The organism is Streptomyces poonensis (assembly GCF_014650915.1).
GTDB lineage: Bacteria > Actinomycetota > Actinomycetes > Streptomycetales > Streptomycetaceae > Streptomyces > Streptomyces poonensis.
Genome location: NZ_BMVW01000006.1, coordinates 243,264 through 268,130 on the forward strand (window position 1 = coordinate 243,264; position 24,867 = coordinate 268,130).

A 24,867-nucleotide genomic window follows, 5' to 3' on the forward strand; every position below is an offset into this window, starting at 1 on the left:
CGAGCGGCAGCGGCTAGAGTCGGCCACATGACCAAGTGGGAATACGCAACCGTGCCGCTGCTCGTCCACGCCACGAAGCAGATTCTGGACACCTGGGGCGAGGACGGCTGGGAGCTCGTCCAGGTCGTGCCCGGGCCGAACAACCCCGAGCAGCTCGTGGCCTACCTGAAGCGGGAGAAGGCGTGAGCGCTGTCGAGGCCAAACTCGCGGAGCTCGGGCTGAGGCTGCCCGAGGTCGTGCCCCCGCTGGCGGCGTACCAGCCCGCCGTGCGGTCCGGGGTGTACGTCTACACGGCCGGCCAGCTCCCCATGGTGGATGGCAAGCTGCCCGTCACCGGCAAGGTCGGTGCCGAGGTCACGCCGGAGGAGGCCAAGGACCTGGCTCGCACCTGCGCGCTGAACGCGCTCGCCGCGGTCAAGTCGGTCGCCGGTGACCTCGACCGCATCGCGCGCGTGGTGAAGGTCGTGGGCTTCGTCGCCTCGGCCGCCGACTTCACGGGGCAGCCCGCCGTCGTCAACGGTGCCAGCGAACTGCTCGGCGAGGTTCTCGGGGAGAAGGGCGTCCACGCGCGCAGCGCCGTCGGCGTGGCCGTGCTGCCGCTGGACGCGCCGGTCGAGGTCGAGATCCAGGTGGAGCTGGCGGAGGCGTGAACGGGCCGGTGACCGGGGTCCCAGGGACGCCGGTCACATCGCTTCCTGTCGGACTGGCCGGGCTCCCGGGGACGTCGACGCCCTCCGGGGCCGCGGGTACGACAGTGCGCCCTTGTTGTCACTCATGTGTCACGTGATGTTCCCTCTCGAACATCAGCGCGCCACGGGATAGCCTCCGGCCATGGCGAACGGTCAGTGGTACCCCCCGGAGTGGCCGGAACGCATCCGTGCGCTGGCCGAGGGCTCACTCACCCCGGTCACGCCCAGGCGGGCGGCCACGGTCATGCTGCTGAAGGACACCGACGGCACCCCCGTGGTGCACATGCTGCGCAGACGCGCCTCCATGGCCTTCGCCGCGGGCGCGTACGCCTATCCGGGCGGCGGAGTGGACCCGCGCGACGACGACCGCCTCATCCGCTGGGCGGGCCCCACGCGCGCGTGGTGGGCGGACCGGCTCGGCGTCGACGAGACGGCCGCCCAGGCCATCGTGTGCGCGGCCGTACGCGAGACGTACGAGGAGGCGGGCGTCCTGCTCGCCGGCCCCACCGCCGACACGGTGGTCGGTGACACGACGGGCGAGGACTGGGAGGCCGACCGGGCCGCACTGGCCGCCCATGAGCTGTCCTTCGCGCAGTTCCTGGAGCGCAGGGGGCTGATGCTGCGGTCGGACCTGCTGGGTGCCTGGGCCCGGTGGATCACCCCCGAGTTCGAGTCCCGCCGCTACGACACCTGGTTCTTCGTGGCCGCGCTGCCCGAGGGCCAGCGCACCCGCAACACCTCCACGGAGGCCGACCGCACCGTGTGGATCCGCCCCCAGGACGCGGCCGACGCCTACGACCGGGGCGACCTGCTGATGATGCCGCCCACCATCGCCACGCTGCGCGGGCTCACCACGTACACCACCGCGGCCGAGGCGCTGGCCGCCGCGCCCGCGCGCGACCTGACGCCCGTCCTCGCCACGGCCCGGCTGGAGAACGGCGAGATCGTGCTGGCCTGGCCCGGTCACGACGAGTTCACCAAGCACGTCCCCACCGTTCCGGCCGTTCCCACCGTTCCGACCGGGGGAGCATCCGCATGACCGACGCCGCCGCCCTGCCTGGCCAGCCACGCGGCGGGGTCCTGTCGGGCCCTGCCACCGCGCGCGCGGTCAACGTGCTCGCGCCCAACGCGTCCGCGATGACCCTTGACGGCACGAACACCTGGATCCTGTCCGAGCCGGACTCGGACGTGGCGGTCGTCGTCGACCCGGGCCCGCTGGACGAGGGGCACCTGCGCACCGTCGTCGGCACGGCGGAGCGGGCCGGCAAGCGCATCGCGCTGACCCTGCTCACGCACGGGCACCCCGACCACGCCGACGGCGCCGCACGGTTCGCGGAGCTGACGGGAACGGCGGTGCGGGCGCTGGACCCGGCGCTGCGGCTCGGGGACGAGGGCCTCGGCGCGGGCGACGTGGTCACGGTCGGCGGGCTGGAGCTGCGGGTGGTGCCGACGCCCGGGCACACCGCCGACTCGCTGTGCTTCCATCTCCCGGCCGATCAGGCGGTCCTGACGGGCGACACCGTCCTGGGGCGCGGTACGTCCGTCGTGGCCCATCCCGACGGCCGTCTCGGCGACTATCTGGACTCCCTGCGGCGTCTCAGGTCGCTGACGGTCGACGACGGCGTGCACACCGTGCTGCCCGGGCACGGTCCCGTCCTCGACGACGCCCAGGGCGCCGTGGAGTACTACCTCGCCCACCGCGCCCACCGGCTCGCCCAGGTCGAGACGGCGGTCGAGAACGGCTACCGGACGCCGGGCGAGGTCGTGGCGCACGTGTACGCGGACGTGGACCGCTCCCTGTGGCCGGCGGCCGAGCTGTCGGTACGGGCGCAGATGGTCTATCTGCGGGAGCACGGGTTGATCTGAGGGAGGGCGGGGCGGGGCGCGAAACGGCGACGGGGCCCCGTCGCTCCGAGGAGGCGGGGCCCCGTCGCCGTACGGCGGGCGGTCAGCGCGACCGCTTGGCCAGGCGCTCCACGTCGAGGAGGATCACCGCGCGGGCCTCCAGGCGGAGCCAGCCACGGCCGGCGAAGTCGGCGAGGGCCTTGTTGACCGTCTCACGGGACGCGCCGACGAGCTGGGCGAGCTCCTCCTGCGTGAGGTCGTGGACGACGTGGATGCCCTCCTCCGACTGCACGCCGAAGCGGCGGGAGAGGTCCAGGAGCGCACGGGCCACCCGGCCGGGCACGTCCGAGAAGACCAGGTCGGACATCTGGTCGTTGGTCTTGCGCAGGCGCCGGGCGACGGCGCGCAGCAGGGCGGCGGCCACCTCGGGGCGCGCGTTCAGCCACGGCTGGAGGTCGCCGTGGCCGAGGCCCAGCAGCTTGACCTCGGTCAGCGCGGTGGCCGTGGCCGTACGCGGGCCCGGGTCGAAGAGCGACAGCTCGCCGATCAGCTCGCCGGGACCGAGCACCGCCAGCATGTTCTCGCGGCCGTCGGGGGACGTGCGGTGGAGCTTGACCTTGCCTTCCATGACCACGTAGAGGCGGTCACCCGGGTCGCCCTCGTGGAACAGCGAGTCGCCGCGCGCGAGGGTCACCTCACTCATGGAGGCGCGGAGCTCCGCGGCCTGCTCGTCATCGAGCGCCGCGAAGAGCGGGGCGCGCCGCAGAACGTCGTCCACGAGTTCTCTCCTTGTCGACCTGCTCAGGGGATCTTTTCCCCCGTTTACCAGGGGACCGTGCTCCCCATTTTGCCGGACGGTCCAAACAGTGTGATCTGTCACAAGGATGCCGCACCGGTGTGCCGGGACATGCGGCAGGGGTCCAATCGGGCGCCGATCCCCTGGCCCCGGGGCGGATGTCCTTGCTGGGCCTTAGGCTGGCCGGGTGTCCAAATCGCCGGTGAGCACACAGGCCGAGGGGGCTGGGCGGGTGGTTGCACGTCGGGATTCCGCTGTGGGCGAACAGGACCCCGTGGGAGCGAAGAAAGCGGCAAAGGGGACCAAGGTGACTGCAGCCAGGACGTCGACATCGACATCGACCTCGACCTTGGCCGGGACCCCGGCCAAGAAGGCGACCAGGACGGCCGGCGGGAAGAGCGCCGCCGAGACGGCCGCCCCCGCGCGGCCGGCGGGCGCGAAGCGCGTGACCGGTCACCCCCCGAAACCCGAGTCGCGTACCGCCCTCGTACGCCGCGCCCGCCGGATCAACCGCGAGCTCGCCGAGGTGTACCCGTACGCGCATCCGGAGCTGGACTTCGAGAACCCCTTCCAGCTGATCGTGGCCACGGTGCTGTCCGCCCAGACCACCGACCTGCGGGTGAACCAGACGACACCGGCGCTCTTCGCGCGGTATCCCACCCCCGAGGACCTGGCCGCGGCCGACCCGGAGCAGGTCGAGGAGATCCTGCGGCCGTGCGGGTTCTTCCGGGCCAAGACCAGGTCGGTGATCGGGCTGTCGAAGGCGCTGGTGGAGGAGCACGGCGGCGAGGTCCCCGGGCGTCTGGAGGACCTGGTCAAGCTGCCCGGAGTGGGCCGCAAGACCGCGTTCGTCGTGCTCGGCAACGCCTTCGGACGGCCCGGGATCACCGTGGACACGCACTTCCAGCGGCTGGTGCGCCGGTGGCGGTGGACCGAGGAGACGGACCCCGACAAGATCGAGGCGGCCGTCGGCGCGCTCTTCCCGAAGAGCGACTGGACGATGCTCTCGCACCATGTGATCTGGCACGGCCGCCGAATCTGCCACGCCCGCAAGCCCGCCTGCGGCGCCTGCCCCATCGCGCCGCTGTGCCCGGCCTTCGGTGAGGGCGAGACGGACCCGGAGAAGGCGCAGAAGCTCCTGAAGTACGAGAAGGGCGGCTTCCCCGGCCAGCGCCTCAAGCCCCCGCAGGCGTACCTGGACGCGGGCGGCATCCCGGCACCGCCGCTGGGGGCCGCGTGACGGTGCCCGCCCGGCGGGAGCGCCGCACGCAGCGGCGGACGCGGACGGCGGGGCGCCGCTGCCCCGCGCTTGGTGGCGCGGACCTGGCCGGCTCCGTCGGACGGCCGCCCGGAGGCACAAGCCCGGCCGGCTCCGTGAGCCGGCGGGACGCGGCGGCACACCCACATGGGGGACACATGGAACGATCGGTGTTCCCAGGAGCGTTGGGACCAGCAGAGCGACGGGGGTGGCGATGAAGCACGCGAGCGACACGCACGACGGGCGGCTGGAGCTGAGCCGGGACGGCCTGCCCGCCTGGCTGGACCCGGTGGCGCACGTCGTGGAGACGGTGGAGCCGCGGCAGTTGAGCCGCTTTCTGCCGCCGGCCGACGGAGCGGGACGGCAGTCCGCCGTGCTGATCCTGTTCGGCGAGGGCAGGAGCGGCCCCGAGCTGCTGCTCATGGAGCGGGCGAGTTCGCTCCGCTCGCACGCCGGACAGCCCGCCTTCCCCGGCGGCGCCCTCGACCCCGAGGACGGTGACCCGCAGGGCGACGGACCGTTGCGGGCCGCTCTGCGCGAGGCCGAGGAGGAGACCGGGCTCGACCCGGCAGGTGTCCAGCTCTTCGGCGTGCTGCCCAGGCTCTACATCCCGGTGAGCGGGTTCGTCGTGACGCCCGTGCTGGGCTGGTGGCGCGAACCGAGCCCGGTGGGCGTCGTCGACCCGAAGGAGACCGCCCGGGTGTTCACCGTTCCCCTGGCGGATCTCACGGACCCCGCGAACCGGGCCACGGCCGTCCACCCGCGCGGCCACGAGGGCCCGGCCTTCCTGGTGGAGTCGGCTCTCGTCTGGGGCTTCACGGCCGGGATCATCGACCGTCTGCTGCATCTGGCGGGCTGGGAGCGGCCCTGGGACCGCGGGAAGCATGTCCCCCTCGACTGGAGCGCGTGACAGGGTGGCGGCCGTGCTGTGTTCTTCCGGGAGCCACCTCCCGGGCCCGGGGGCGGTCGACGGCGACCGCGGGGTGGGCCATGGCGACCGCATGGTGACGAGGCGAGGCGTGAAGCGGTGAACGTGCTGGACATCCTGTTGCTGGTCGCCGCCGTGTGGTTCGCGATCGTGGGCTACCGCCAGGGGTTCGTCGTCGGCATCCTGTCGGTGATCGGCTTCCTGGGCGGCGGCCTCGTCGCCGTCTATCTGCTTCCCGTCGCCTGGGACGCGCTGACGGACGACGCGGAGGTGGGTACGGCCGCCGCCGTCGTCGCGGTGATCGTCATCATCGTCTGTGCCTCCGTCGGCCAGGCCCTGACCACCCATCTGGGCAACAAGCTGCGCCGGTACATCACCTGGTCCCCGGCCCGCGCCCTGGACGCCACCGGCGGTGCCCTCGTCAACGTGGTGGCGATGCTGCTGGTCGCCTGGCTGATCGGCACCCTCCTGGCCCGTACGACGATACCGACGGTCGGCAAGGAGGTGCGCAACTCCAAGCTCCTGCTCGGTGTCTCGAGCGCCCTCCCCGACCAGGCCGACACATGGTTCGGCGACTTCTTCTCGGTCCTCGCGCAGAACGGCTTCCCCCAGGTATTCAGCCCGTTCTCGAACGAACCCATCACCGAAGTGCGGCCCCCGGACCCCGAGCTGGCCGACAGCGCGGTCGCCACCCGCGCCAAGCGGTCCATCGTCAAGGTCATGGGCACCGCCGAGAGCTGCGGCAAGGTTCTGGAGGGCACCGGCTTCGTCTTCGACGAGCGCCGAGTGATGACCAACGCCCATGTCGTCGGCGGCGTCGACGAGCCCACCGTCCAGATAGGCGGGGAGGGCCGCAGGTACGACGCCATGGTCGTCCTCTACGACTGGGAGCGCGACATCGCCGTCCTGGACGTGCCGAGACTGAACGCGCCGGTACTGCAGTTCGCGTCGGCCGACGCCGGCAGCGGCGACGGCGCGATCGTGGCGGGGTTCCCGGAGAACGGCGCGTACGACGTGCGTCCCGCGCGCGTGCGCGGCCGCATCACGGCCGACGGCCCGGACATCTACCACCGCGGCACCGTCCGCCGTGACGTCTACTCGCTGTACGCGACCGTCCGTCAGGGCAACTCCGGGGGCCCGCTCCTCACACCCGAGGGCGAGGTCTACGGAGTGATCTTCGCCAAGTCCCTCGACGACCCGGACACCGGTTACGCCCTCACCGTGGACGAGGTGAAGGAGAACATCAGCGAGGGTCGTGCGGCCAACCGGCAAGTGGGAAGCGACAGCTGCGCGCTCTGACCGCCGGGTGGCGTCAGGGGCGCTGGTGACGCAGCCGCGCCGAGACCCAGCGGGCCCGGCGGCGCAGAATGTGGGGGATGCCCAGCCGGGGATCCGTGCCCGGGAACTGGGGGGTGCTCCTCTGGTAGGAGCTCAGCTCCGCGGCCGAGCGGCGGTTGCGTGCTGCGTCACTGTAATCGTGCGTCCAGCCCATACCCGGACGTGTGCCCCCGCCCCAAGGTCGATAACCGCTCTCAGGCCCCTCAATTGGCCTATGCGCCGGGCATGTGTTCGGTCGCAGGTCGGCGGTTCCCTTTGCAGGCCAGGCGTATCGACGCGATCACCGTCCGGCAGGGTCGTCGGCCGGACGATCACCGGTCGGGTTCGGGGTCCTTCAGCCAGTTGATGAGCTCGGCGGAGAAGGCGACCGGGTCCTCCTCGTGCGGGAAGTGGCCGAGGCCGTCGAACAGCCGCCAGCGGTACGGCGCCTCGACGTACTCCCCGGAGCCGGCCGCGCTGCGGGTGCGCATCACCGGGTCGAGCGAGCCGTGCAGATGGAGGGTGGGCACCCGGACCGGCCGCTTCATCCGGCGGTTGAACTGGTAGCCGTCCGGGCGGGCCAGCGAGCGGACCATCCAGCGGTACGGCTCGATCGAGCAGTGGGCGGTCGACGGGATGCACATGGCACGCCGGTACGTCTCCACGGCCTCGTCGTCCGGCAGGCGCGGCCCCGACCAGTCCCGTACCAGACGGCCCACCAGGGCGCCGTCGTCGGCGGTGAGCTGCCGCTCGGGGATCCAGGGCCGCTGGAAGCCCCAGATGTAGGAGCTGGCCGCGGTCTGCTTGACGTCCGACAGCATCGCGGAGCGCCAGCGCCTCGGGTGCGGCATCGAGGAGACCACGAGCCGCCGTACGAGCTTGGGCCGCATCACGGCCGCCGTCCACGCCAGATATCCGCCCAGGTCGTGCCCGACGAGCGCGGCGTCGGGCTCGCCGAGGGACCGTACGACCCCCGTGATGTCGAGCGCGAGATTGGCCGGGTCATAGCCCCGGGGCGTGCGGTCGCTGCCGCCGACCCCGCGCAGATCCATGGCCACGGCCCGGAAGCCCGCTTCGGCGAGGGCGACCAGCTGGTGCCGCCAGGTCCACCAGAACTGCGGGAAGCCGTGCAGCAGCAGGACCAGCGGACCGTCGCCCAGCTCGGCGATGTGGAAGCGCGCCCCGTTGGCCGCGACGTCCCGGTGCGTGACCTTCCCGCCGGGCACGTCGAGCCGTACGACCGACGTGGGCTGAGCCGAAGCCGAAGCCGGACCCGAGGTGGAAGCGGAAGTCGGCTCCGAGGCGGCAGTCGAAAGCGAGGGCGAGGCCGGGGAAGCCGGAGAGGCCGGGGCAGGGGCGGGGTCCGTCATGACGACGAGCGTGCCACAGCCTCGACGCCGCCGTCGGCCGGTCCGGCCTGACGGGGGTGCGGCCTGGCCTTCTGCAGGACGCCCGCCGACTCCTTCATCGAGGCGGCGACCTTCTGCGGGCCCCGGCCCTTCTTGGCCTTCTTCGCGAAGACGACGCCGATCAGCGCGAGCAGCCCGGCGACCAGTACGTTCGCCGCGAAGGACAGCAAGAAGCAGACGGCGAGGTTCCAGTCGCTCCACGTCCTGATGCCGTACGCGAGGGCGAAGCTCAGCATCGGCAGGGAGAAGATCAGCACCGCGCCGGCCGCCGCGAACGCGCCGCCGCCCACCGCGCCGCGCTTGACGTCATGCTTGAGCTGGGCCTTGGCCAGCGCGATCTCGTCGTGCACCAGCGCGGACAAGTCGGTCGTCGCCGAGGCGAACAACTGGCCGATGCTGCGTTCGGCGTCGACCGGGCTGCCGTCGGGTGCGCTCATCGGAGTCTCCCTCTTCTGCTGTCTGCGTCCTGGGCGTCCCGGGGGCGTGGGCCCCGCGTGCGGCCCCGGGTGTGCCTGCGATTTTCTGTACGGTCCTGTCAGATCATGCCGGACCGCCGTGACCCTCGCCTGCCCTGCCCGCCACTTCGGCAAGCCTTCGGTGTTCGGCGGCCTTGCGCTCGTGGATCTCGGCCATGCGCAGGTGGTACGCCGGATCGTGCTCCTCATAGATGTCGGGGACGCCGCTCAGGTCGTCGTCACGCTCCTCGTTCTCCCACATGCGGCGGTACTTGGCGTTACGCATTTTCAGCAGCACGGTGGCCAGTACGGCCGCTATGAGGGAGCCGGTGAGGACGGACGCCTTGACCTTGTCGGTGAGCGCCGCGTCGCCCTCGAAGGCGAGTTCGCCGATGAGCAGCGAGACCGTGAAACCTATGCCCGCGAGCGTGGCGACCGCGAACACGTCCGGCCAGGCGAGGTCGTCGCTGAGCGTCGCCCTGGTGAAGCGGGCCGTCAGCCAGGTCCCGCCGAAGACACCGACCGTCTTGCCGACCACGAGGCCGAGCACCACGCCCAGTGTCTCGGGTTGCGTGAACACCTCGCCGAGAGCGCCGCCGGATATCGCGACACCTGCGCTGAACAGCGCGAACAGCGGTACGGCGAGGCCTGCGGACAGAGGCCGTACGAGGTGCTCGATGTGCTCGCCGGGGGAGTGCTCCTCGCCCTCGTGCGCCGTGCAGCGCAGCATGAGCCCCATCGCGACACCGGCGATCGTGGCGTGGACACCGCTGTTGTACATCAACGCCCAGATGACGACGGCCAGCGGGACGTACACGTACCAGCCGCGCACGCCCTTGCGGAGCAGCACCCAGAAGACGACGAGGCCGGCCAGCGCGCCGCCGAGCGCGGCGAAGTTCAGGCCCTCGGTGAAGAACACCGCGATGATCAGGATGGCGAAGAGGTCGTCGACGACGGCGAGGGTGAGCAGGAAGGCGCGCAGGGCGGAGGGCAGCGAGGTGCCGATCACCGCGAGGACGGCCAGCGCGAAGGCGATGTCGGTGGCGGTGGGCACGGCCCAGCCGCCGAGCGAACCGCCACCGAGGGAATTGGTGAGGGTGTAGACGAGCGCCGGTACGGCCATGCCGCACAGCGCCGCGACGACGGGCAGCAGGGCCGCCTTCGGGTCCCGCAGCTCGCCTGCCACCAGTTCGCGCTTGAGCTCGATCCCGGCGACGAAGAAGAAGACGGCGAGCAGTCCGTCGGCGGCCCAGTGTCCTATGGAGAGGTCGAGACCGAGTGCGGCGGGGCCCAGGTGGAAGTCCCGCACGGTCTCGTAGCTGTTGTGCAGCGCGGGGACGTTTGCCCAGATCAGCGCGGTGACGGCGGCGACCAGCAGCAGGACACCGCCCACGGTTTCGGTACGCAGTGCGTCCGCGATGAAGGTCCGCTCCGGCAGGGACAGACGGCCGAAGAACTTGCGGGTGTTCGCGGGGCGGGTGGGCATGGCGGGGACCTCCGGGCAGGTGGGCAGGGCGGAGCACATGCCGACCAGACTTCCCGGCGCGCCTTGAGGTTCTTATCGTGTTGTTTACGCGTTGCTTAGCCTATCTAACGTTGGTGGGGCTGTCTAAGGACCTGGTGCGGAGGCCGAGGGCGGTCCTCAGGACGTGCCAGGGGCACCCGCCACATGTGCCGCGTGTGACGAGTGCCCCTTCCGGTACGTCCTCAGTCCTCGCTCGGCGCCGCGGGCAGCTTGCTCTGGATCAGGTCCATCACGGTCGAGTCGGACAGCGTCGTCACGTCTCCGACCTGCCGGTTCTCCGCGACATCGCGCAGCAGACGACGCATGATCTTGCCGGAGCGGGTCTTGGGCAGCTCCGCCACCGGCAGGATCCGCTTCGGCTTGGCGATGGGCCCGAGGGTCGCGCCCACGTGGTTGCGCAGCTCGGCCACCAGGTCCTCGGTCTCCGCCGCCGTACCGCGCAGGATCACGAACGCCACGATCGCCTGTCCGGTCGTCTCGTCGGTCGCGCCGACCACGGCCGCCTCCGCGACCGACGGGTGGGACACGAGCGCCGACTCCACCTCGGTGGTCGAGATGTTGTGACCGGACACGAGCATCACGTCGTCCACGCGCCCGAGGAGCCAGATGTCCCCGTCGTCGTCCTTCTTGGCGCCGTCGCCCGCGAAGTACTTGCCCTCGAAGCGGGACCAGTAGGTGTCGATGAACCGCTGGTCGTCGCCCCAGATGGTGCGCAGCATGGACGGCCACGGTTCGGTGAGGACCAGATAGCCACCGCCGCCGTTCGGGACCTCGTTCGCCTCGTCGTCGACGACGGTCGCCGAGATGCCCGGCAGCGGCCGCTGGGCGGAGCCCGGCTTGGCCTCCGTCACACCCGGCAGCGGCGAGATCATCATGGCGCCGGTCTCGGTCTGCCACCAGGTGTCCACGATGGGTGTCGTGTCGGCGCCGATGTGCTTGCGGTACCAGATCCACGCCTCGGGGTTGATCGGCTCACCGACCGACCCGAGGACCCGCAGGCTGGACAGGTCGAACTTGGCGGGGATGTCGTCGCCCCACTTCATGAACGTACGGATCGCCGTCGGCGCCGTGTACAGGATCGTGACGCCGTACTTCTGCACGATCTCCCAGAAGCGGCCCTGGTGCGGCGTGTCGGGCGTGCCCTCGTACATGACCTGCGTCGCGCCGTTCGCCAGCGGCCCGTACACGATGTAGGAGTGTCCGGTCACCCAGCCGACGTCGGCCGTGCACCAGTACACGTCGGTCTCGGGCTTGAGGTCGAAGACGGCGTGGTGGGTGTACGCGGTCTGGGTGAGGTAGCCGCCGGAGGTGTGCAGGATGCCCTTCGGCTTCCCGGTCGTACCGGAGGTGTAGAGGATGAACAGCGGGTGCTCGGCCTCGAACGCCTCGGGGGTGTGCTCGGCGGACTGCCGCCCGACGACGTCGTGCCACCACACGTCGCGGCCCTCGGTCCAGGCGACGTCCTGGCCGGTGCGGCGCACGACGAGGACGTGCTCCACGTTGTCCACGCGCCCGACCGCATCGTCCACCGCCGGCTTGAGGGCGGACGGCTTGCCGCGCCGGTAGCCGCCGTCGGAGGTGATGACGACCCTGGCGTCGGCGTCCTCGATGCGCTTCGCGAGCGCGTCCGCGGAGAAGCCGCCGAAGACCACGGAGTGGGCGGCGCCGATCCGGGCGCAGGCCAGCATCGCGACGGCCGTCTCGGGGATCATCGGCATGTAGACCGCGACGCGGTCGCCCTTCTGGACACCCAGCTCCAGCAGGGCGTTCGCCGCCCTGGACACCTCGTCCTTGAGCTCGGCGTAGGTGATGGCCCGGCTGTCGCCCGGCTCGCCCTCGAAGTGGATGGCGACCCGGTCGCCGTGCCCGGCCTCGACGTGCCGGTCCACGCAGTTGTACGCGACGTTGAGCCTGCCGTCCTTGAACCACTTGGCGAACGGCGGGGTGGACCAGTCCAGCGTCTCGGTCGGCTCGGTGTCCCAGGTCAGTCGGCGGGCCTGCTCGGCCCAGAAGCCGAGCCTGTCAGCCTTGGCCTGTTCGTACGCCTCCGCGGTGACGTTGGCGTCGGCGGCCAGGTCGGCGGGGGGCGCGAACCTGCGCTCTTCCTTGAGCAGGTTGGCCAAGGATTCGTTGCTCACGACATCTCCCTTTCTCAGGGTGTGCGCTGTGTCCCGGGCCACAGCTCATCAGACGCGGACCCCCGCTGACAAGGGTCGACGGATGAATGGTTTAGACCTGTGGGCGGGTGGCTCCGCAGCTCGGGCCACTGATGGTCACGGACGCGGAGCGGGTGTGGTTCAGACACGGAGCGCATCGGGCGGGGGACGAGTCGGAGCACATCGGGCGGGGTGAGCCGAGCGGCCCGCCCGACCGGGGCCGGGCGGGCCGCACACCGCCACCGTCACACCGGGCTGCGCTGCTCCTTCGTGTCATGGGCCTCCACATGGCGGAACAGCTCGGACCCACCCGTGAGCAGGTACGCCTGTGCCTCACCCACGTGGAAGTACATCCCGTGCAGTTCCAGCCGCCCTTCGTGCAGGGCGCGCGCCACGGACTCGTGCGCCTTCAGGTGCTCCAACTGCTGGACCACATTGGTCAGACAGAGCTGCTCGGTGGCGTCGGCCGGTGCCCGTCCGGCGAGCCGGGCCCAGGGCCGTTCCTTGTCCGCCATGCGCTCCAGGCTCGGCCGGCCGTGCCGCAGCCACCGCTTGAGCGGTGTCCGGGCGCCGCCGGGATCCGTGTTCAGCAGCGCCTGCATCGCCCCGCAGCCGGAGTGCCCGCACACGGTGATGGACCGCACCGCCAGTACGTCCACCGCGTACTCGATCGCCGCCGCCACCGAGTCGTCCCCGCTCTCCGCGCCGGGCAGCGGCACCAGATTGCCGACGTTGCGCACGACGAAGAGGTCCCCCGGGCCGCTTGAGGTGATCATCGATGTGACGAGCCGTGAGTCCGCGCAGGTCAGGAAGAGCTGCGAGGGCCGCTGTCCCTCACGCGCGAGCCGGGCCAGCTCATCGCGCACCAGGGGAGCGGTGTTGCGCTGGAACGTGCTGATCCCCCGTGCCAGCCGGTGGCCGCCGGTCCCGTCGTCGGCGGCTTGCTCCGGCTGCTCGCCGACCGGATCGGGCCGGGGGTCTTCGCAGTGGTGGTTGCGCCAGGGCGTCCAGGGGCGGCATCGGCAGCCGGTCGCTTCGGTGGGTTCCGCGATCCGCAGACCGGCGCGCCCGCTGATCTCCACGGAACCGCCGCCCTGCGCGGTGTGCGTCTTCTGCCAGTCCTGCAATGTCTCGTACGCGGCGTGATCCATGAAGGACCCGTCCAGTTCGACGACCGCCTCGGCACCATGGGGCACGAGATGCAGGGCACGGCTCAGCCGGGGCACCGCGAGGAACGTCAGCTGACCTCTGACGTGTACGTAGTGGACGCCGTCTTTCTCGTCGTGCGTGATGCGGGTGCGGGCGAGGCGGTGGAGGGCGACGGTGACGGCCACGGCGACACCCAGCGCCACTCCCTCCAGGACGCCGAGGAGGACGACGCCGAGCGTGGTGACGGCGTACACCAGCACCTCGCGGTGGCGAGTGATCGTGCGGATGTGGTTCAGGGACACCATCTGGATGCCTACGGCCATCACGAGGGCGGCGAGGGCGGCCAGGGGGATCAGCTCGAGCACCGGGACCATCAGCAGCGCGGCCACCACCACCCAAACGCCGTGCAGCATGGTGGAGTTCCGGCTCACGGCGCCGGCGTGCACGTTCGCCGAGCTGCGCACGGCGACACCGGCGACGGGCAGTCCGCCGAGCGCTCCGGAGACGATGTTGGCGGAGCCCTGGCCGAGGAGCTCCCGGTCGAGGTTCGACCGCGCCATGCCCGGCTGTCCCGCCACGAGTTTGTCCACGGCGACGGCACCCAGCAGTGACTGCACGCTGCACACCAGCGTGATGGTGAGGACGGCGGTGGCGAGTCCGAACGCCGGTTCCTCGGGAAGCCCGGCCAGGGCGTGGCTGTGCCAGGAGGGCAGCTCGACCTTGGGCAGGCTGAGCCCGGCGAGGGCGGCGGCCGTGGTGGCCGCGGTGACGGCGACGAGCGCGCCGGGGGCCCTGCGCAGCAGCCGGCCGGCCCGGCCGGGCAGCCGCGGCCAGGCGAACAGGACGGCGAGGGTCAGCGCGCTCGTCGCCAGGGCGGCGGGGTGCAGCTGCGCCAGCTGGGCGGGAAGCGCGTGGAGATTGTCGAGGACGGCGCTCTGCGGGGTGCCGCCGAGCACGATGTGCAGCTGGGCGACGGCGATGGTCGCGCCGATACCGGCGAGCATGCCGTGCACGATGGCCGGGCTGACGGCGAGCGCCGTACGGGCCACGCGCAGGCAGCCGAGACCGAGTTGGGCGAGACCGGCGAGGACGGTGATGGCGCAGGTCGTCCGCCAGCCGTAGCGGTGGATGAGCTCGGCGGTGACGACGGTGAGCCCGGCGGCGGGGCCGCTCACCTGGAGCGGAGAGCCGCCGAGGCGCCCCGCGACGAGCCCTCCGACGGCCGCGGCGACCAGACCGGCCTGCAGGGGCGCGCCGGTGGCGAGGGCGATGCCGAGGGACAGAGGGAGCGCGATCAGGAAGACCGCGAGCGAGGCGGACAGGTCGGCGCCGTGGACGCGGAACCGCCGTCGGGGGGCTGGTGGGGGGCTGTGGGGTGGGTGAGCCCTGTTCGTCCGGGACGACTCGGTGGCTCGGGCGGGGACGCAGGCTGGCATGGTTCCCGTCTCCTCCAGGGGCGGCGCGTGCCGTGGCAGGTGGCCCCGCGTGGAGGCGGGGCCGGGGGACGACCGTCGATCGGTCACGGTGGACAGCGGCGGGATATCTCAACGCTCGGTAAACGAATCGTAATCAAGAGTAAAGGCCACGTCAGGACATTCTTCGCATATGGGGTAGTGGATCACTCCAAAGAGTGACAAAGGGCGTTTGTGGGCTTGTCATACCAATTCCTTCCGGAGTGTGTGCGACCTTGACCGCCCTGCCGTCTCTCGCGCACCGCCGCCCGGGGAGCAGGACTTTCTGATCAGCGTTGCCCGGACTGAAGGAAGAAGGTGGGACGACCATGGCCGCCCCCCAGAGGATCGCCGCGGGATGCGTGCTCGCCGCAACCGGCGCCACGGCGCTTGCCGGTTGTGCGCTCGGCGGCGCCGGTTCCGAGGAAGACGTGCGCGGCGGGAGGAAAGCCGCCGCGGCCCCGGCACCCAAGAGCGTCGTGCGCCTGATCGGCGACGGCTCGACCGCCTACACCGGGCTCCAGCCCCGGCTGCCGAAGCCCCAGCGGCTGAAGCCGGGGCAGCGGCCGCCGCAGTTCGTCGTCTTCTCCTGGGACGGTGCGGGCGAGGACGGCCAGCGGCTGTTCTCGCACTTCCGCAAGGTGGCCAGGGCCAACGACGCGACGATGACGTACTTCCTGAGCGGCGTGTACATGCTGCCCGAGGCCAAGCGCCATCTGTACCGGCCCCCGCGGCACTCGCCGGGCAGCTCGGACATCGGCTTCAACGATGTACGGGGAGTCAGGGACACCGTGACGCAACTGCGCGGTGCCTGGCTGGAGGGCGACGAGGTCGGGACCCACTTCAACGGCCACTTCTGCGGCAGCGAGGGTGGCGTCGGCGAGTGGTCGGTGGCCGAGTGGAAGAGCGAGATCGCGCAGGCCAAGGCGCTCGTCAAGTCCTGGCGGACCAACACGGGCGCCAAGAAGGCCGAACCGCTGCCCTTCGACTACGACAGGGAGCTGATCGGCGGCCGTACGCCGTGTCTGGAGGGCCGGAAGAACTTCCGGAAGGCCGCCCGTGACCTGGGCTTCCGCTACGACACCAGCGGCGTCAACGATCAGGTGTGGCCACGGAAGAGGAAGGGCCTGTGGGACCTGTCCATGCAGCTCGTCCCCGTCCCGGGCCGTGGCTTCGAGACGCTGAGCATGGACTACAACTTCTACATGAACCAGTCGGACGCGCGTACCGGTGACCCGGACCGGCACGAGTACTGGGGCGACCAGTTCCGCGACGGCCTGCTCAGAGGTTTCCTGCGCGCCTACCACGGCAACCGCGCGCCCCTGATCATCGGCAACCACTTCGAGTCCTGGAACGGCGGAACCTATATGCGTGCGGTCGAGGAGGCCGTCGAAAGGACCTGTACCAGACGGGAAGTGCGCTGCGTCTCCTTCCGGCAGCTCGCCGACTGGCTCGACGCCCAGGACCCCAGGGTGCTGGCCAGGCTGCGCACCCTCGAGGTCGGCGAGGCCCCGGAGCGGGGCTGGAGGACATTCCTGGGCGGCGCGCACGGCCCCGCCCCCAGGGGCGTTCCCGGGGCGCCGGCCGCCAGACCGTGATGTCCGGCCGTCGTACGGACGCCCGCCGGAGCCCCGGAGACGCTTCCCGTACGGCAGCCGGACGAGGACGGCGGGCTTGAGGCCGGACGCTCGGGAGCGCTCAGGCCGTGGCCATGAACCCCTCACCGAGGACGAACCCGGGATCGACCTGCGCCGCCAGGTCGGTTCCGGTGCGCGCGTTGCCCCACGTGCTCGCGTTCTTCAGGTGGAAGTGGACCATCTGACGGGTGTAACGCACCCAGTCCCGCCGCCCGTACATGGTGTCCACGGCCGACTGAAGGGCGCGCAGGGCGTCGCGGTCGGTCTCCGCCAGTTGCCCGAACCGGGGCGGGCGGCCCTTCTCCATGGCGCGCACCCAGTCCGAGTGCCCGACGGTGACCAGGAGGTCGTCGCCGATCTCCGCACGCAGGAAGTCGAGGTCGTCCTGGCCCTGCACCTTGTTCCCGACGACCTTCAGGGCGACCCCGTAGTCCCGCGCGTACTCCTTGTACTGGCGGTAGACGGAGACCCCCTTCCGGGTCGGCTCGGCGACGAGGAACGTGATGTCGAACCGGGTGAACATGCCGGACGCGAAGGAGTCGGAGCCGGCCGTCATGTCGACCACCACGTACTCGTCGCGGCCGTCGACCAGATGGTTCAGGAACAACTCCACCGCACCCGTCTTGGAGTGGTAGCACGCGACCCCCAGATCGGCGTCGGTGAAGGGGCCGGTGACCATCAGACGGACGGCGCCGCCGTCGAGTTCCACGGACCGTGCGCAGGCGTCGTACACCGGGTTGTCCTCGCGCACTTGCAGCAGCCGGGAGCCCTCACCGGGCGGAGTGGTCTTGATCATTGTCTCGGCGGACGCGATACGGGGATTGGAGCCGCGCAGGTAATCCTTGATCAGCGGCAGTCGTTCGCCCATCGCCGGCAGCTCGGCGGCCTCCGCCTCACCGAGGCCGAGCGCGGCGCCGAGGTGCTGGTTGATATCGGCGTCGACGGCGACGACCGGCGCCCCGACGGCGGCGAGATGCCGGATGAACAGGGACGACAGGGTGGTCTTGCCGCTGCCGCCCTTCCCGACGAAAGCAATTTTCATGTTCACCTAGCGTAGCGGAACGATGACCCGCCGTACTCCATTTGTGGGTGAGACCACTCCTTGGTGAAAGAGGGCGGTGGACGAGGCGCGTCGCGGCCTGACGGGGTGGCGGTCGGGCGGTGCGGGGCGCGTAGGGTCGTACTCATGAGTACGACAGGCGCGACTGCCGATCCGCTCGCGGCCCTGGGAGCCCTCCCCGGTGTGGCCGAGTCCGTGGAGTCCGTGCGCAAGGCCGTGGACCGGGTCTACGGGCACCGGATCATGCGGCGCCGCAGCAACGAGGTCACCTCTGAGGCGGCGCTCCGCGGAGCGCGCGGCTCCGCGGCACTGTCCGGCGCCGACTGGGCCCTGGAGGAGGTGCGTCGCCGCACCGACTTCAGCGGCGACGACGAGGCCCGCGTCGTGGGTGCGGCCCTGAGGCTCACCGCGGAGGCGGGGCAACTGCTGTCCATCTGGCGGCAGTCACCGCTGCGCGTACTGGCCCGGCTGCATCTGGTGGCGGCGTCCGGCCGGGACGACGCGCGCGTGGGGCGCCCCCGGCAGGACGGCGAACCGGTCGACGAGCCGCTCGTCGGCCTGCCGCTGCCGGACGCCGCCGAGGTCTCGGGGCGCCTCGAAGGGCTCTCTCAGCTGATCATCGCGGGCAGTTCGGCCCCTGCCCTGGTGACCGCGGCCGTCGTCCACGGCGAACTGCTGGCCCTGCGCCCCTTCGGCTCACACAACGGCCTCGTCGCGCGCGCGGCCGAGCGCATCGTCCTGGTCGGCAGTGGCCTCGATCCCAAGTCGATCTGCCCCGCCGAGGTGGGGCACGCGGAACTCGGCCGTGCCGCCTACCTGGCCGCCCTGGAGGGTTATGTCTCCGGTACCCCGGAGGGCATGTCGGCCTGGATCACCCACTGCGGCAAGGCGGTCGGACTCGGGGCCCGTGAGTCGACGGCGGTGTGCGAGGCCCTGCAGCGCGGCGCGGCCTGAGATCCCGTGCCCCTCCGCACGAGGGGATCGGCGGCCCTCGGGCCTCGCCCGGAGGGCGAGCCGGCGCCGGTAAAAGGGTTGCGGCGGTACGAATGCTCGTACCGCCGCTGGCATGTTCACCGAGTTACCATGCGTCCTCGATATGTTGCCCATCAGGTCGGGAACTTCGCCCGTCACCTGGTGCGGCTGGCCCGTAATCGACGGGTCGACGTCGCGTGGGTGCTCGGCGTCCATGCTCGGTCCGTGGGGCCAATTGCGTTTAAAGGTGATCCCTTCGGATGTCCTTTGGACTCGCGGGCCGTTGAATCCTTTGTACTCCCGGACCGGAGCAAGCGGAAGCCCTGGATGCACTTCTTTACTTTTGCATTCAAAGAGGTGTGAAAAGGGCGTCGCGGTCCCGTGGGTGGGGCCATCGGTGGCGCGTACCGCGTCTGCTGGTGCGACATGCCGCATGCGGCGGCTGGCCGGCGCCTCACGCCGTAGGTGGCCGGCGCCTCACGCTGTGGCCGGTCGGCGTCGGCTCGCGTACCAGACCAGTCCTGCCGTGGCTGCCGCGGCGCCTATGGCGGCAGCGGCCACGAGCGCCGGACGTGGCGGTACGGACAGCCGCTGCTTGAGTCGCACCGGGTGGTTGAAGTCCAGGATCGGCCACCCGCGCGCGAGGGCCTCGCGGCGCAGCGCGCGGTCCGGATTCACCGCGTGCGGATGCCCGACGGCCTCCAGCATCGGCAGGTCGGTGACGGAGTCGCTGTAGGCGTGGCAGCGCGCGAGGTCGTAGCCCTCGGACTCGGCGAGCTCCCTGATCGCCTCGGCCTTGGTCGGGCCGTAGGCGTAGTACTCCACCTCCCCCGTGAAGCGTCCGTCGTCACCCACCACCATGCGGGTCGCGACCACGCGGTCCGCGCCGAGGAGCTCGCCGATCGGTTCGACCACCTCCGCGCCGGACGTCGAGACGATGACGACGTCCCGACCGGCGAGATGGTGCCCCTCGATGAGGGAGGCGGCCTCGTCGTAGATGATCGGGTCGATCAGGTCGTGAAGCGTCTCGGCGACGATCTCCTTTACTTGTTGGACGTTCCACCCGCGGCACAGTGCGGACAGGTACTCGCGCATCCGCTCCATCTGGTCGTGGTCGGCGCCACCCGCGAGGAAGACGAACTGGGCATATGCAGTACGCAAGACCGCTCTGCGGTTGATCAGACCGCCTTGGTAGAACGACTTCCTGAACGTGAGCGTGCTCGACTTCGCAATGACCGTCTTGTCCAGGTCAAAGAAGGCCGCTGTGCGAGGCAAGGAGTGGTTTTCCACGAGCCCGAGCATATGCGCCCGCCATTCGGGCTAGTGTGGTGCGCGTGGGTTTGCCTGAGAGGGCTCTCGGGTACACCATGGAAGTCACGGATCGTTCGCGACCGTGCTAACCCGGTCCGACTCCTCCCCCCCCGAGTCGGCCGTGGGGACGACCCCCGCTCTCCCCCCCGGCGGGGGTCGTCGCATGTCCGGGTGGGTTTTTCGCTTCTGCCCCATGACCGCCGCGCGGTGTCGTATCCCCACGGTGTCCTCTCGCCCGCCACCCATGATTCGTAACTGTGCGTAGCTGTCGAACTGCGCTGCGGTATCCGGTCCAACGCTGTGCGGGGATCGCCTGTATGGGTGGCGGAGATATCCACAAGCGCCGAGATGTCCACAGTTATCGAGCAAGATCCACACGATTTTCCGGATCGCTGCACTGTGATTCCGGCGCACCGCTCACGGCGAGTTCATGGCCGGTTCGGTTTGTCGGTGCGTTTGGCCGGTTTCTGTCGGCCGTGCATATGAAGGCCGGGCGCCGGTTCTTCACAGGTCTTCGACATGAGCGGGATTCACGGGGCGCAGTGCGCCGAGCGGATCCCGCGCAGGAAGCAGCGAAGGGGGCTGGACATCGTGGCGGGAGCCATCACGGATGGTCGGCCGCCCGCCGCCGAGGGGCGGCAGGGCAGGCCATTGATCGTCACCGAGGACGCGGAGCTCTTGGACGACCTGCTGCGCCTGTGCGCGGCCGCGGGCGCCAGACCCGAGGTCCATCACGGCGGGCCGCAGGGCAGGGACAGCTGGGAGGCGGCACCGCTCGTCCTCGTGGGCGACGATGCCGCGCGGCGCGTGCGGGGAGCCACGCGCAGACGGGGAGTGGTGCTGGTCGGCCGGGACCAGGACGACTCCGGAGTCTGGCGGCGAGCCGTGGAGATCGGTGCCGACCATGTGCTGGTGCTGCCGGACGGCGAGCAGTGGCTGGTCGACCGCATCGCCGACGTGGCCGAGGGCGTGGGCAGACCCGCCCTCACCGTCGGCGTGATCGGCGGGCGGGGCGGTGCCGGCGCGTCCACCCTGGCCTGCGCGCTCGCCGTCTCCTCCGCCCGGCAAGGACGGCGCACCCTCCTCGTGGACGCGGACCCGCTCGGCGGCGGGCTCGACGTCCTCCTGGGCGGGGAGACGGCCGAGGGGCTGCGCTGGCCCGACTTCGCCGCCTCACGTGGCCGGGTCGGCGGCGGCGCCCTGGAGGAGTCACTCCCCGAGCTGCACTCGCTGCGGGTCCTCAGCTGGGACCGCGGCGACACGGTCACCGTTCCGCCCCAGGCCGTACGGGCGGTCCTCGCCGCCGGCCGCCGACGGGGCGGCGCGGTGGTCGTCGACCTGCCGCGCCGCCTCGACGACAGCGTCACCGAGGCGCTCGCCCAGATCGACGTGGGGCTGCTGGTGGTGCCCGCCGAGCTGCGCGCGATCGCGGCCGCCGGACGGGTGGCCTCGGCGTTCGGAATGGTCCTGCGTGATCTGCGGGTGGTGGTGCGCGGTCCGTGTGCGCCAGGGCTGGACGACCTCGAAGTGGCCCGGCTGCTAGGGCTTCCACTGGTCGGCGAGGTCCCCGCGGAGACGGGGCTCCTGGATGCCGGCGCTCCTCCGGGAAGTGTCGCGCGCGGGCCACTCGCCCGGTTCTGCGGAGGGTTCTGGGAACGGGCGCTGGCGGGAGCTGATGCGGCGTGAGCGGGTATCAGGACGCGCGGGGCGACGACCAGGTGCGGGACGTGCGGGCAGGTGCTCGGACCACCCGTACCGCGTGGATGGACGATCGGATCCATAGTGCGTGGATGGACGATCGGACCGGGGACCCGATGGCGGGAGCCGGTCACGACCTTCTGGACGACGTACGGCAGTGGCTTGCCGAGAGCGGCTCCGAACCGACGCCCGCGCGTGTGGCGCAGGCGCTCAGGGAGCGGGGCCGGGTACTGGGGGACGCCGAAGTGCTCGGTGCCGCTGAGCAACTGCGCTCCGAGCTGATCGGCAGCGGGCCGCTGGAACCGCTCCTCGCCGACCCGTCCGTCACCGACGTACTGGTGTCCGCGCCCGACCGGGTCTGGGTGGACCGGGGCGGCGGCCTGGAGCTGACCGGGGTCACCTTCCGGGACGCGGCGGCCGTACGGCGCCTCGCGCAGCGGCTGGCCGCTGTGGCCGGCCGACGGCTCGACGACGCCCGGCCGTGGGTCGACGCACGGCTCCCGGACGGCACACGTCTGCACGCGGTCCTGCCGCCGGTGGCCGTGGGCTCGACCTGTCTGTCCCTCCGCGTGGTGCGGCCGAGAGCCTTCACCCTCGGCGAGTTGACGGCGGCGGGAACGGTGCCGCCGGGCGGGGACCGCGTACTGCGGGCACTGATCGCCTCCCGCCTGTCCTACGTGATCACCGGGGGCACCGGGACGGGCAAGACGACGCTGCTGAGCGCGTTGCTCGGCCTGGTCGACCCGGGGGAACGGATCGTGCTGGCCGAGGATGCGGCGGAACTGCGGCCCGACCATCCGCATGTCGTGCGTCTGGAGGGCAGACCCGCCAACCAAGAGGGGGCCGGGCTCGTGGAACTGCAGGATCTGGTGCGGCAGGCACTGCGGATGCGGCCCGACCGGTTGGTCGTCGGTGAGGTGCGCGGACCCGAGGTGGTGTGCCTGCTGGCCGCGTTGAACACGGGCCACGAGGGCGGCTGCGGGACGTTGCATGCCAACGCCGCGGCACAGGTGCCCGCCCGGCTGGAGGCACTCGGCACGGCGGCCGGACTCGACCGGGCCGCACTGCACAGCCAGCTGGCGGCGGCTCTGTCGGTGGTCCTCCACCTCGTACGGGACAGGGACGGGCGGCGCCGGATCGCCGAGGTGCACGTGCTGGAGCGGGATGCGTCGGGCCTGGTGGTGACGGTGCCGGCGCTGCGATGGGAAGCCGAGGCCTTCGCGTACGAGCGGGGTTGGGAGCGGCTGCGGGGGCTGCTCCGGGTTCGGGCAGGGGGTTCGGGCAATACAGGGGGTCTGGCCCGTATGGAGGGTCCGGTCCGTACAGCGGGCCCGGTTCATGCAGAGGACCCGGGTCGTACGGGGGGTCCGGGTCGGACAGGGGGCTTGGCCCGGGCAGAGAGCGGAGTGCCGCTCACGAGGGCGGTACCGGAAGGGGGCGGTGGCTGTGACGGGGGTCGGTGAGCTGTCGGCCGGGGCGGCCGTGGCGTGTGCCGGGGCGGCGGCCTGGCTGCTGGGCGGACCGGGTGACGGGGCGCGGCGGACACAGTTGCTGCTCGCCGGTGGCGGGTCGGTCGGGCCGCCGCCTTGGGAGAGGGCGCTCGTACGGATGCGGAAACTGCGGGCCGAATGGTGGGCGGTGGCCGTCGGTGGAGTCATCGCCCTGCTCGGCGAATCCGTGTTGCCGGTACTCGCCGGCGCGCTCGCCGTGCCGCTGCTGCGGCGCGTACGGCGGTCTCGGGAGGCGGGGCGGGCACGGGAACGCCGGTGCGACGCCGTCATCGCGCTCTGCGGGGCGCTCGCCGGGGAAGTGCGCGCGGGGCGGCAACCGGGTGAGGCGCTGCTGCGGGCGTCGCGGGACTCGGGCGGGCTCGGCGAAGCGCAGCCGGTCGTCCTGGCGGCGGCGCGGTTCGGCGGGGACGTGCCGGGTGCGCTCACGGACGCGGCACGCAGGCCGGGCGCAGACGGCCTGCTGGGGCTCGCCGCCTGCTGGCGGGTGGCCGTGGACCGGGGCGCGGGTCTCGCGGCGGGCCTCGACCGCCTGGAGGGCGCCCTGCGTGCCGAACGGGACCAGCGGGCGGACCTGTCCGCCCAGTTGGCGGGCGCCCGCTCCACGGCGGTGATGCTCGCCGGGTTGCCGGTGCTCGGGCTGCTGCTGGGCACCGCGCTCGGCGCCGATCCGCTGCACGTGGTGCTGCACAGCACGGCCGGGCTGGGGTGCCTGCTGGTCGGCGGAGCGCTCGAGGGCGCCGGCCTGTGGTGGGCGCTGCGGATCGTACGGTCAGCGGAGACGGCATGAGTACGGAAGGCGTCCACAGGCTGGGAGCACTCCTGTGTGCGGTCGCGGGGCTGTGCTGGCTGGTGCGGTCGCTCGGTGCCGCGAGGCGTGAGCGGAGACTGCGCGGACGGATGGGCGCGGTGCTGAGCCTCGAGGCCGTGCCGTCGGGCCGACGCCTTGCGGTGCTGGGTGCCCTGCGGCGGTGGCTGCCGGTGGCGGGCGTGGTCTGCGCCGGGTGGGTGCTGGTCGAGGGCGTTGCCGGACTGCTGGTGGGCGTGGCGGCCGGGTTCGCGGTTCGGTGGTGGGCGCGGCGACGAGGCAACCGACCGGTCCGGGAGACAGACGACCTGGCCCGTGAGTCACATGACCCGGCTCGCGAGTCACACGAGCCGGCCCGCCAGCCGCGGGATCCGGTCCAGGTCGCGGGACAACTTCCCCTCGCCGCGGACCTGCTGGCCGCCTGCATCACGGCCGGGGCGAGCCCGGTGGCGGCGGCGCAGGCGGTCGGTGACGCCCTGGGCGGCCCGGTCGGTGAGCGGCTGTGCCGGGGAGCGGCTCAGCTTCGGCTCGGGGGCGAGCCGACGGAGGCGTGGCGGGCGCTGGGTGCGCTGCCCGGTGCCGGGCGGCTGGCCCGCCTGCTGGAGCGGGCCGACGAGTCGGGGGTACCGGCCGCCGCCCCGGTTGCCCGGCTCGCCGCCGACGCCCGCGCCGAACGGGGGCGCGCCGCGACCGGACGGGCCCGCCGGGCTGCCGTCATGGTCACCGTGCCGGTGGGGCTGTGCTTCCTGCCCGCGTTCATCGTCGTCGGGGTGCTGCCGGTGGTGATCGGGCTCGCGGGCGGGCTGCTGGGAGGAGGCGGGTGATGACGGACTGAGCGGCGGGACCGAGCGGCGATGGCGACGACAGCACATGTGGTGAACGGAACGGGACCTCA

At 71.8% G+C, this 24,867-nt stretch carries 22 protein-coding genes; 13 read left to right on the plus strand and 9 right to left on the minus strand.

Annotated features, from left to right (window positions below):
* Window positions 1-27 precede the first annotated feature (27 nt).
* The 4 genes from sp36 (at window position 28) to IE242_RS18025 (ending at window position 2,555) form a co-directional block, all read left to right on the plus strand.
* Complete coding sequence (sp36, locus tag IE242_RS18010) at window positions 28-186, plus strand: Sp36 family protein (RefSeq protein WP_003967454.1); 159 nt, start codon at window positions 28-30, stop codon at window positions 184-186.
* Window positions 183-650, plus strand: coding sequence for a RidA family protein (locus IE242_RS18015; RefSeq protein WP_189860356.1), 468 nt, complete (start codon window positions 183-185; stop codon window positions 648-650). Before sp36 ends, IE242_RS18015 begins: the two co-directional genes overlap by 4 nt.
* A 181-nt stretch (window positions 651-831) precedes the next feature.
* Entirely contained in the window at window positions 832-1,728 is an 897-nt protein-coding gene (locus IE242_RS18020) for an NUDIX hydrolase (protein WP_189860358.1), read from the plus strand.
* Window positions 1,725-2,555 (plus strand): MBL fold metallo-hydrolase, encoded by an 831-nt coding sequence (locus tag IE242_RS18025; protein ID WP_189860360.1) that lies wholly within the window; start codon window positions 1,725-1,727, stop codon window positions 2,553-2,555. Before IE242_RS18020 ends, IE242_RS18025 begins: the two co-directional genes overlap by 4 nt.
* A gap of 82 nt (window positions 2,556-2,637) precedes the next feature.
* On the opposite strand, the gene IE242_RS18030 is transcribed toward IE242_RS18025, so the two are convergent.
* Window positions 2,638-3,312: a Crp/Fnr family transcriptional regulator gene (locus tag IE242_RS18030; RefSeq protein WP_030573597.1), complete on the minus strand. Its 675-nt coding sequence runs from the start codon at window positions 3,310-3,312 to the stop codon at window positions 2,638-2,640.
* 367 nt (window positions 3,313-3,679) lie between these two features.
* On the opposite strand from IE242_RS18030, the gene nth reads away from it, so the two are divergent.
* From nth to IE242_RS18045, 3 genes are all read left to right on the plus strand, one after another.
* Window positions 3,680-4,570: an endonuclease III gene (nth, locus tag IE242_RS18035; RefSeq protein WP_373299536.1), complete on the plus strand. Its 891-nt coding sequence runs from the start codon at window positions 3,680-3,682 to the stop codon at window positions 4,568-4,570.
* Window positions 4,571-4,802: 232 nt separating this feature from the next.
* Window positions 4,803-5,498, plus strand: a complete 696-nt coding sequence (locus IE242_RS18040; protein WP_189860364.1) for an NUDIX hydrolase — start codon at window positions 4,803-4,805, stop codon at window positions 5,496-5,498.
* Between the two features lie 117 nt (window positions 5,499-5,615).
* Window positions 5,616-6,815, plus strand: coding sequence for a MarP family serine protease (locus tag IE242_RS18045; protein ID WP_189860366.1), 1,200 nt, complete (start codon window positions 5,616-5,618; stop codon window positions 6,813-6,815).
* Between the two features lie 13 nt (window positions 6,816-6,828).
* Here IE242_RS18045 and IE242_RS37770 read toward each other — a convergent pair whose 3' ends face one another.
* From IE242_RS37770 to IE242_RS18070, 6 genes are all read right to left on the minus strand, one after another.
* Complete coding sequence (locus IE242_RS37770; protein ID WP_229859067.1) at window positions 6,829-7,008, minus strand: hypothetical protein; 180 nt, start codon at window positions 7,006-7,008, stop codon at window positions 6,829-6,831.
* Between the two features lie 157 nt (window positions 7,009-7,165).
* Window positions 7,166-8,203, minus strand: a complete 1,038-nt coding sequence (locus IE242_RS18050; RefSeq protein ID WP_229859069.1) for an alpha/beta fold hydrolase — start codon at window positions 8,201-8,203, stop codon at window positions 7,166-7,168.
* On the minus strand, window positions 8,200-8,679 hold the full coding sequence (locus IE242_RS18055; RefSeq protein WP_189860370.1) for a phage holin family protein: 480 nt from the start codon (window positions 8,677-8,679) through the stop codon (window positions 8,200-8,202). Before IE242_RS18055 ends, IE242_RS18050 begins: the two co-directional genes overlap by 4 nt.
* Before the next feature lie 103 nt (window positions 8,680-8,782).
* Window positions 8,783-10,183, minus strand: coding sequence for a Na+/H+ antiporter NhaA (gene nhaA, locus IE242_RS18060; protein WP_229859071.1), 1,401 nt, complete (start codon window positions 10,181-10,183; stop codon window positions 8,783-8,785).
* A gap of 221 nt (window positions 10,184-10,404) precedes the next feature.
* A complete protein-coding gene (gene acs, locus IE242_RS18065) occupies window positions 10,405-12,360 on the minus strand; it encodes an acetate--CoA ligase (RefSeq protein ID WP_189860374.1) in 1,956 nt (651 codons plus the stop codon).
* Between the two features lie 263 nt (window positions 12,361-12,623).
* Entirely contained in the window at window positions 12,624-14,963 is a 2,340-nt protein-coding gene (locus IE242_RS18070; protein WP_189860376.1) for a SulP family inorganic anion transporter, read from the minus strand.
* 344 nt (window positions 14,964-15,307) lie between these two features.
* Here IE242_RS18070 and IE242_RS18075 point away from each other — a divergent pair, with 344 nt between their 5' ends.
* Window positions 15,308-16,576, plus strand: coding sequence for a polysaccharide deacetylase family protein (locus IE242_RS18075; protein WP_189860378.1), 1,269 nt, complete (start codon window positions 15,308-15,310; stop codon window positions 16,574-16,576).
* A 100-nt stretch (window positions 16,577-16,676) separates the two neighbouring features.
* On the opposite strand, the gene IE242_RS18080 is transcribed toward IE242_RS18075, so the two are convergent.
* Window positions 16,677-17,657 (minus strand): ATP-binding protein, encoded by a 981-nt coding sequence (locus tag IE242_RS18080; protein ID WP_189860380.1) that lies wholly within the window; start codon window positions 17,655-17,657, stop codon window positions 16,677-16,679.
* 144 nt (window positions 17,658-17,801) lie between these two features.
* Between IE242_RS18080 and IE242_RS18085 the strand changes: the two genes are divergently transcribed.
* On the plus strand, window positions 17,802-18,629 hold the full coding sequence (locus IE242_RS18085) for a Fic family protein (RefSeq protein WP_189860382.1): 828 nt from the start codon (window positions 17,802-17,804) through the stop codon (window positions 18,627-18,629).
* 495 nt (window positions 18,630-19,124) lie between these two features.
* On the opposite strand, the gene IE242_RS18090 is transcribed toward IE242_RS18085, so the two are convergent.
* Window positions 19,125-19,949 carry an HAD family hydrolase gene (locus IE242_RS18090; protein ID WP_189860384.1) on the minus strand — a complete coding sequence of 275 codons (825 nt, stop codon included), beginning with the start codon at window positions 19,947-19,949 and terminating at the stop codon, window positions 19,125-19,127.
* Window positions 19,950-20,549: 600 nt separating this feature from the next.
* Between IE242_RS18090 and ssd the strand changes: the two genes are divergently transcribed.
* From ssd to IE242_RS18110, 4 genes are all read left to right on the plus strand, one after another.
* Entirely contained in the window at window positions 20,550-21,644 is a 1,095-nt protein-coding gene (gene ssd, locus IE242_RS18095) for a septum site-determining protein Ssd (RefSeq protein ID WP_189860655.1), read from the plus strand.
* Window positions 21,645-21,748: 104 nt separating this feature from the next.
* Complete coding sequence (locus IE242_RS18100; RefSeq protein ID WP_373299532.1) at window positions 21,749-23,119, plus strand: TadA family conjugal transfer-associated ATPase; 1,371 nt, start codon at window positions 21,749-21,751, stop codon at window positions 23,117-23,119.
* On the plus strand, window positions 23,103-23,954 hold the full coding sequence (locus tag IE242_RS18105) for a type II secretion system F family protein (protein WP_229859106.1): 852 nt from the start codon (window positions 23,103-23,105) through the stop codon (window positions 23,952-23,954). Before IE242_RS18100 ends, IE242_RS18105 begins: the two co-directional genes overlap by 17 nt.
* Complete coding sequence (locus IE242_RS18110) at window positions 23,951-24,796, plus strand: type II secretion system F family protein (RefSeq protein WP_189860388.1); 846 nt, start codon at window positions 23,951-23,953, stop codon at window positions 24,794-24,796. Before IE242_RS18105 ends, IE242_RS18110 begins: the two co-directional genes overlap by 4 nt.
* The last annotated feature ends 71 nt before the right edge of the window (window positions 24,797-24,867 follow it).

Bases quoted from the DNA above. Each gene is read 5' to 3' on its own strand.
- IE242_RS18085 (WP_189860382.1), top strand. From the start codon at position 17,802: ATGAGTACGACAGGCGCGACTGCCGATCCGCTCGCGGCCCTGGGAGCC.
- IE242_RS18090 (WP_189860384.1), bottom strand. From the start codon at position 19,949: ATGCTCGGGCTCGTGGAAAACCACTCCTTGCCTCGCACAGCGGCCTTC.
- IE242_RS37770 (WP_229859067.1), bottom strand. From the start codon at position 7,008: ATGGGCTGGACGCACGATTACAGTGACGCAGCACGCAACCGCCGCTCG.
- sp36 (WP_003967454.1), top strand. From the start codon at position 28: ATGACCAAGTGGGAATACGCAACCGTGCCGCTGCTCGTCCACGCCACG.
- nhaA (WP_229859071.1), bottom strand. From the start codon at position 10,183: ATGCCCACCCGCCCCGCGAACACCCGCAAGTTCTTCGGCCGTCTGTCC.
- IE242_RS18075 (WP_189860378.1), top strand. From the start codon at position 15,308: ATGGCCGCCCCCCAGAGGATCGCCGCGGGATGCGTGCTCGCCGCAACC.
- IE242_RS18025 (WP_189860360.1), top strand. From the start codon at position 1,725: ATGACCGACGCCGCCGCCCTGCCTGGCCAGCCACGCGGCGGGGTCCTG.
- IE242_RS18070 (WP_189860376.1), bottom strand. From the start codon at position 14,963: ATGCCAGCCTGCGTCCCCGCCCGAGCCACCGAGTCGTCCCGGACGAAC.
- IE242_RS18100 (WP_373299532.1), top strand. From the start codon at position 21,749: ATGGACGATCGGACCGGGGACCCGATGGCGGGAGCCGGTCACGACCTT.
- IE242_RS18040 (WP_189860364.1), top strand. From the start codon at position 4,803: ATGAAGCACGCGAGCGACACGCACGACGGGCGGCTGGAGCTGAGCCGG.
- IE242_RS18055 (WP_189860370.1), bottom strand. From the start codon at position 8,679: ATGAGCGCACCCGACGGCAGCCCGGTCGACGCCGAACGCAGCATCGGC.
- IE242_RS18020 (WP_189860358.1), top strand. From the start codon at position 832: ATGGCGAACGGTCAGTGGTACCCCCCGGAGTGGCCGGAACGCATCCGT.
- IE242_RS18080 (WP_189860380.1), bottom strand. From the start codon at position 17,657: ATGAAAATTGCTTTCGTCGGGAAGGGCGGCAGCGGCAAGACCACCCTG.
- IE242_RS18050 (WP_229859069.1), bottom strand. From the start codon at position 8,203: ATGACGGACCCCGCCCCTGCCCCGGCCTCTCCGGCTTCCCCGGCCTCG.
- IE242_RS18110 (WP_189860388.1), top strand. From the start codon at position 23,951: ATGAGTACGGAAGGCGTCCACAGGCTGGGAGCACTCCTGTGTGCGGTC.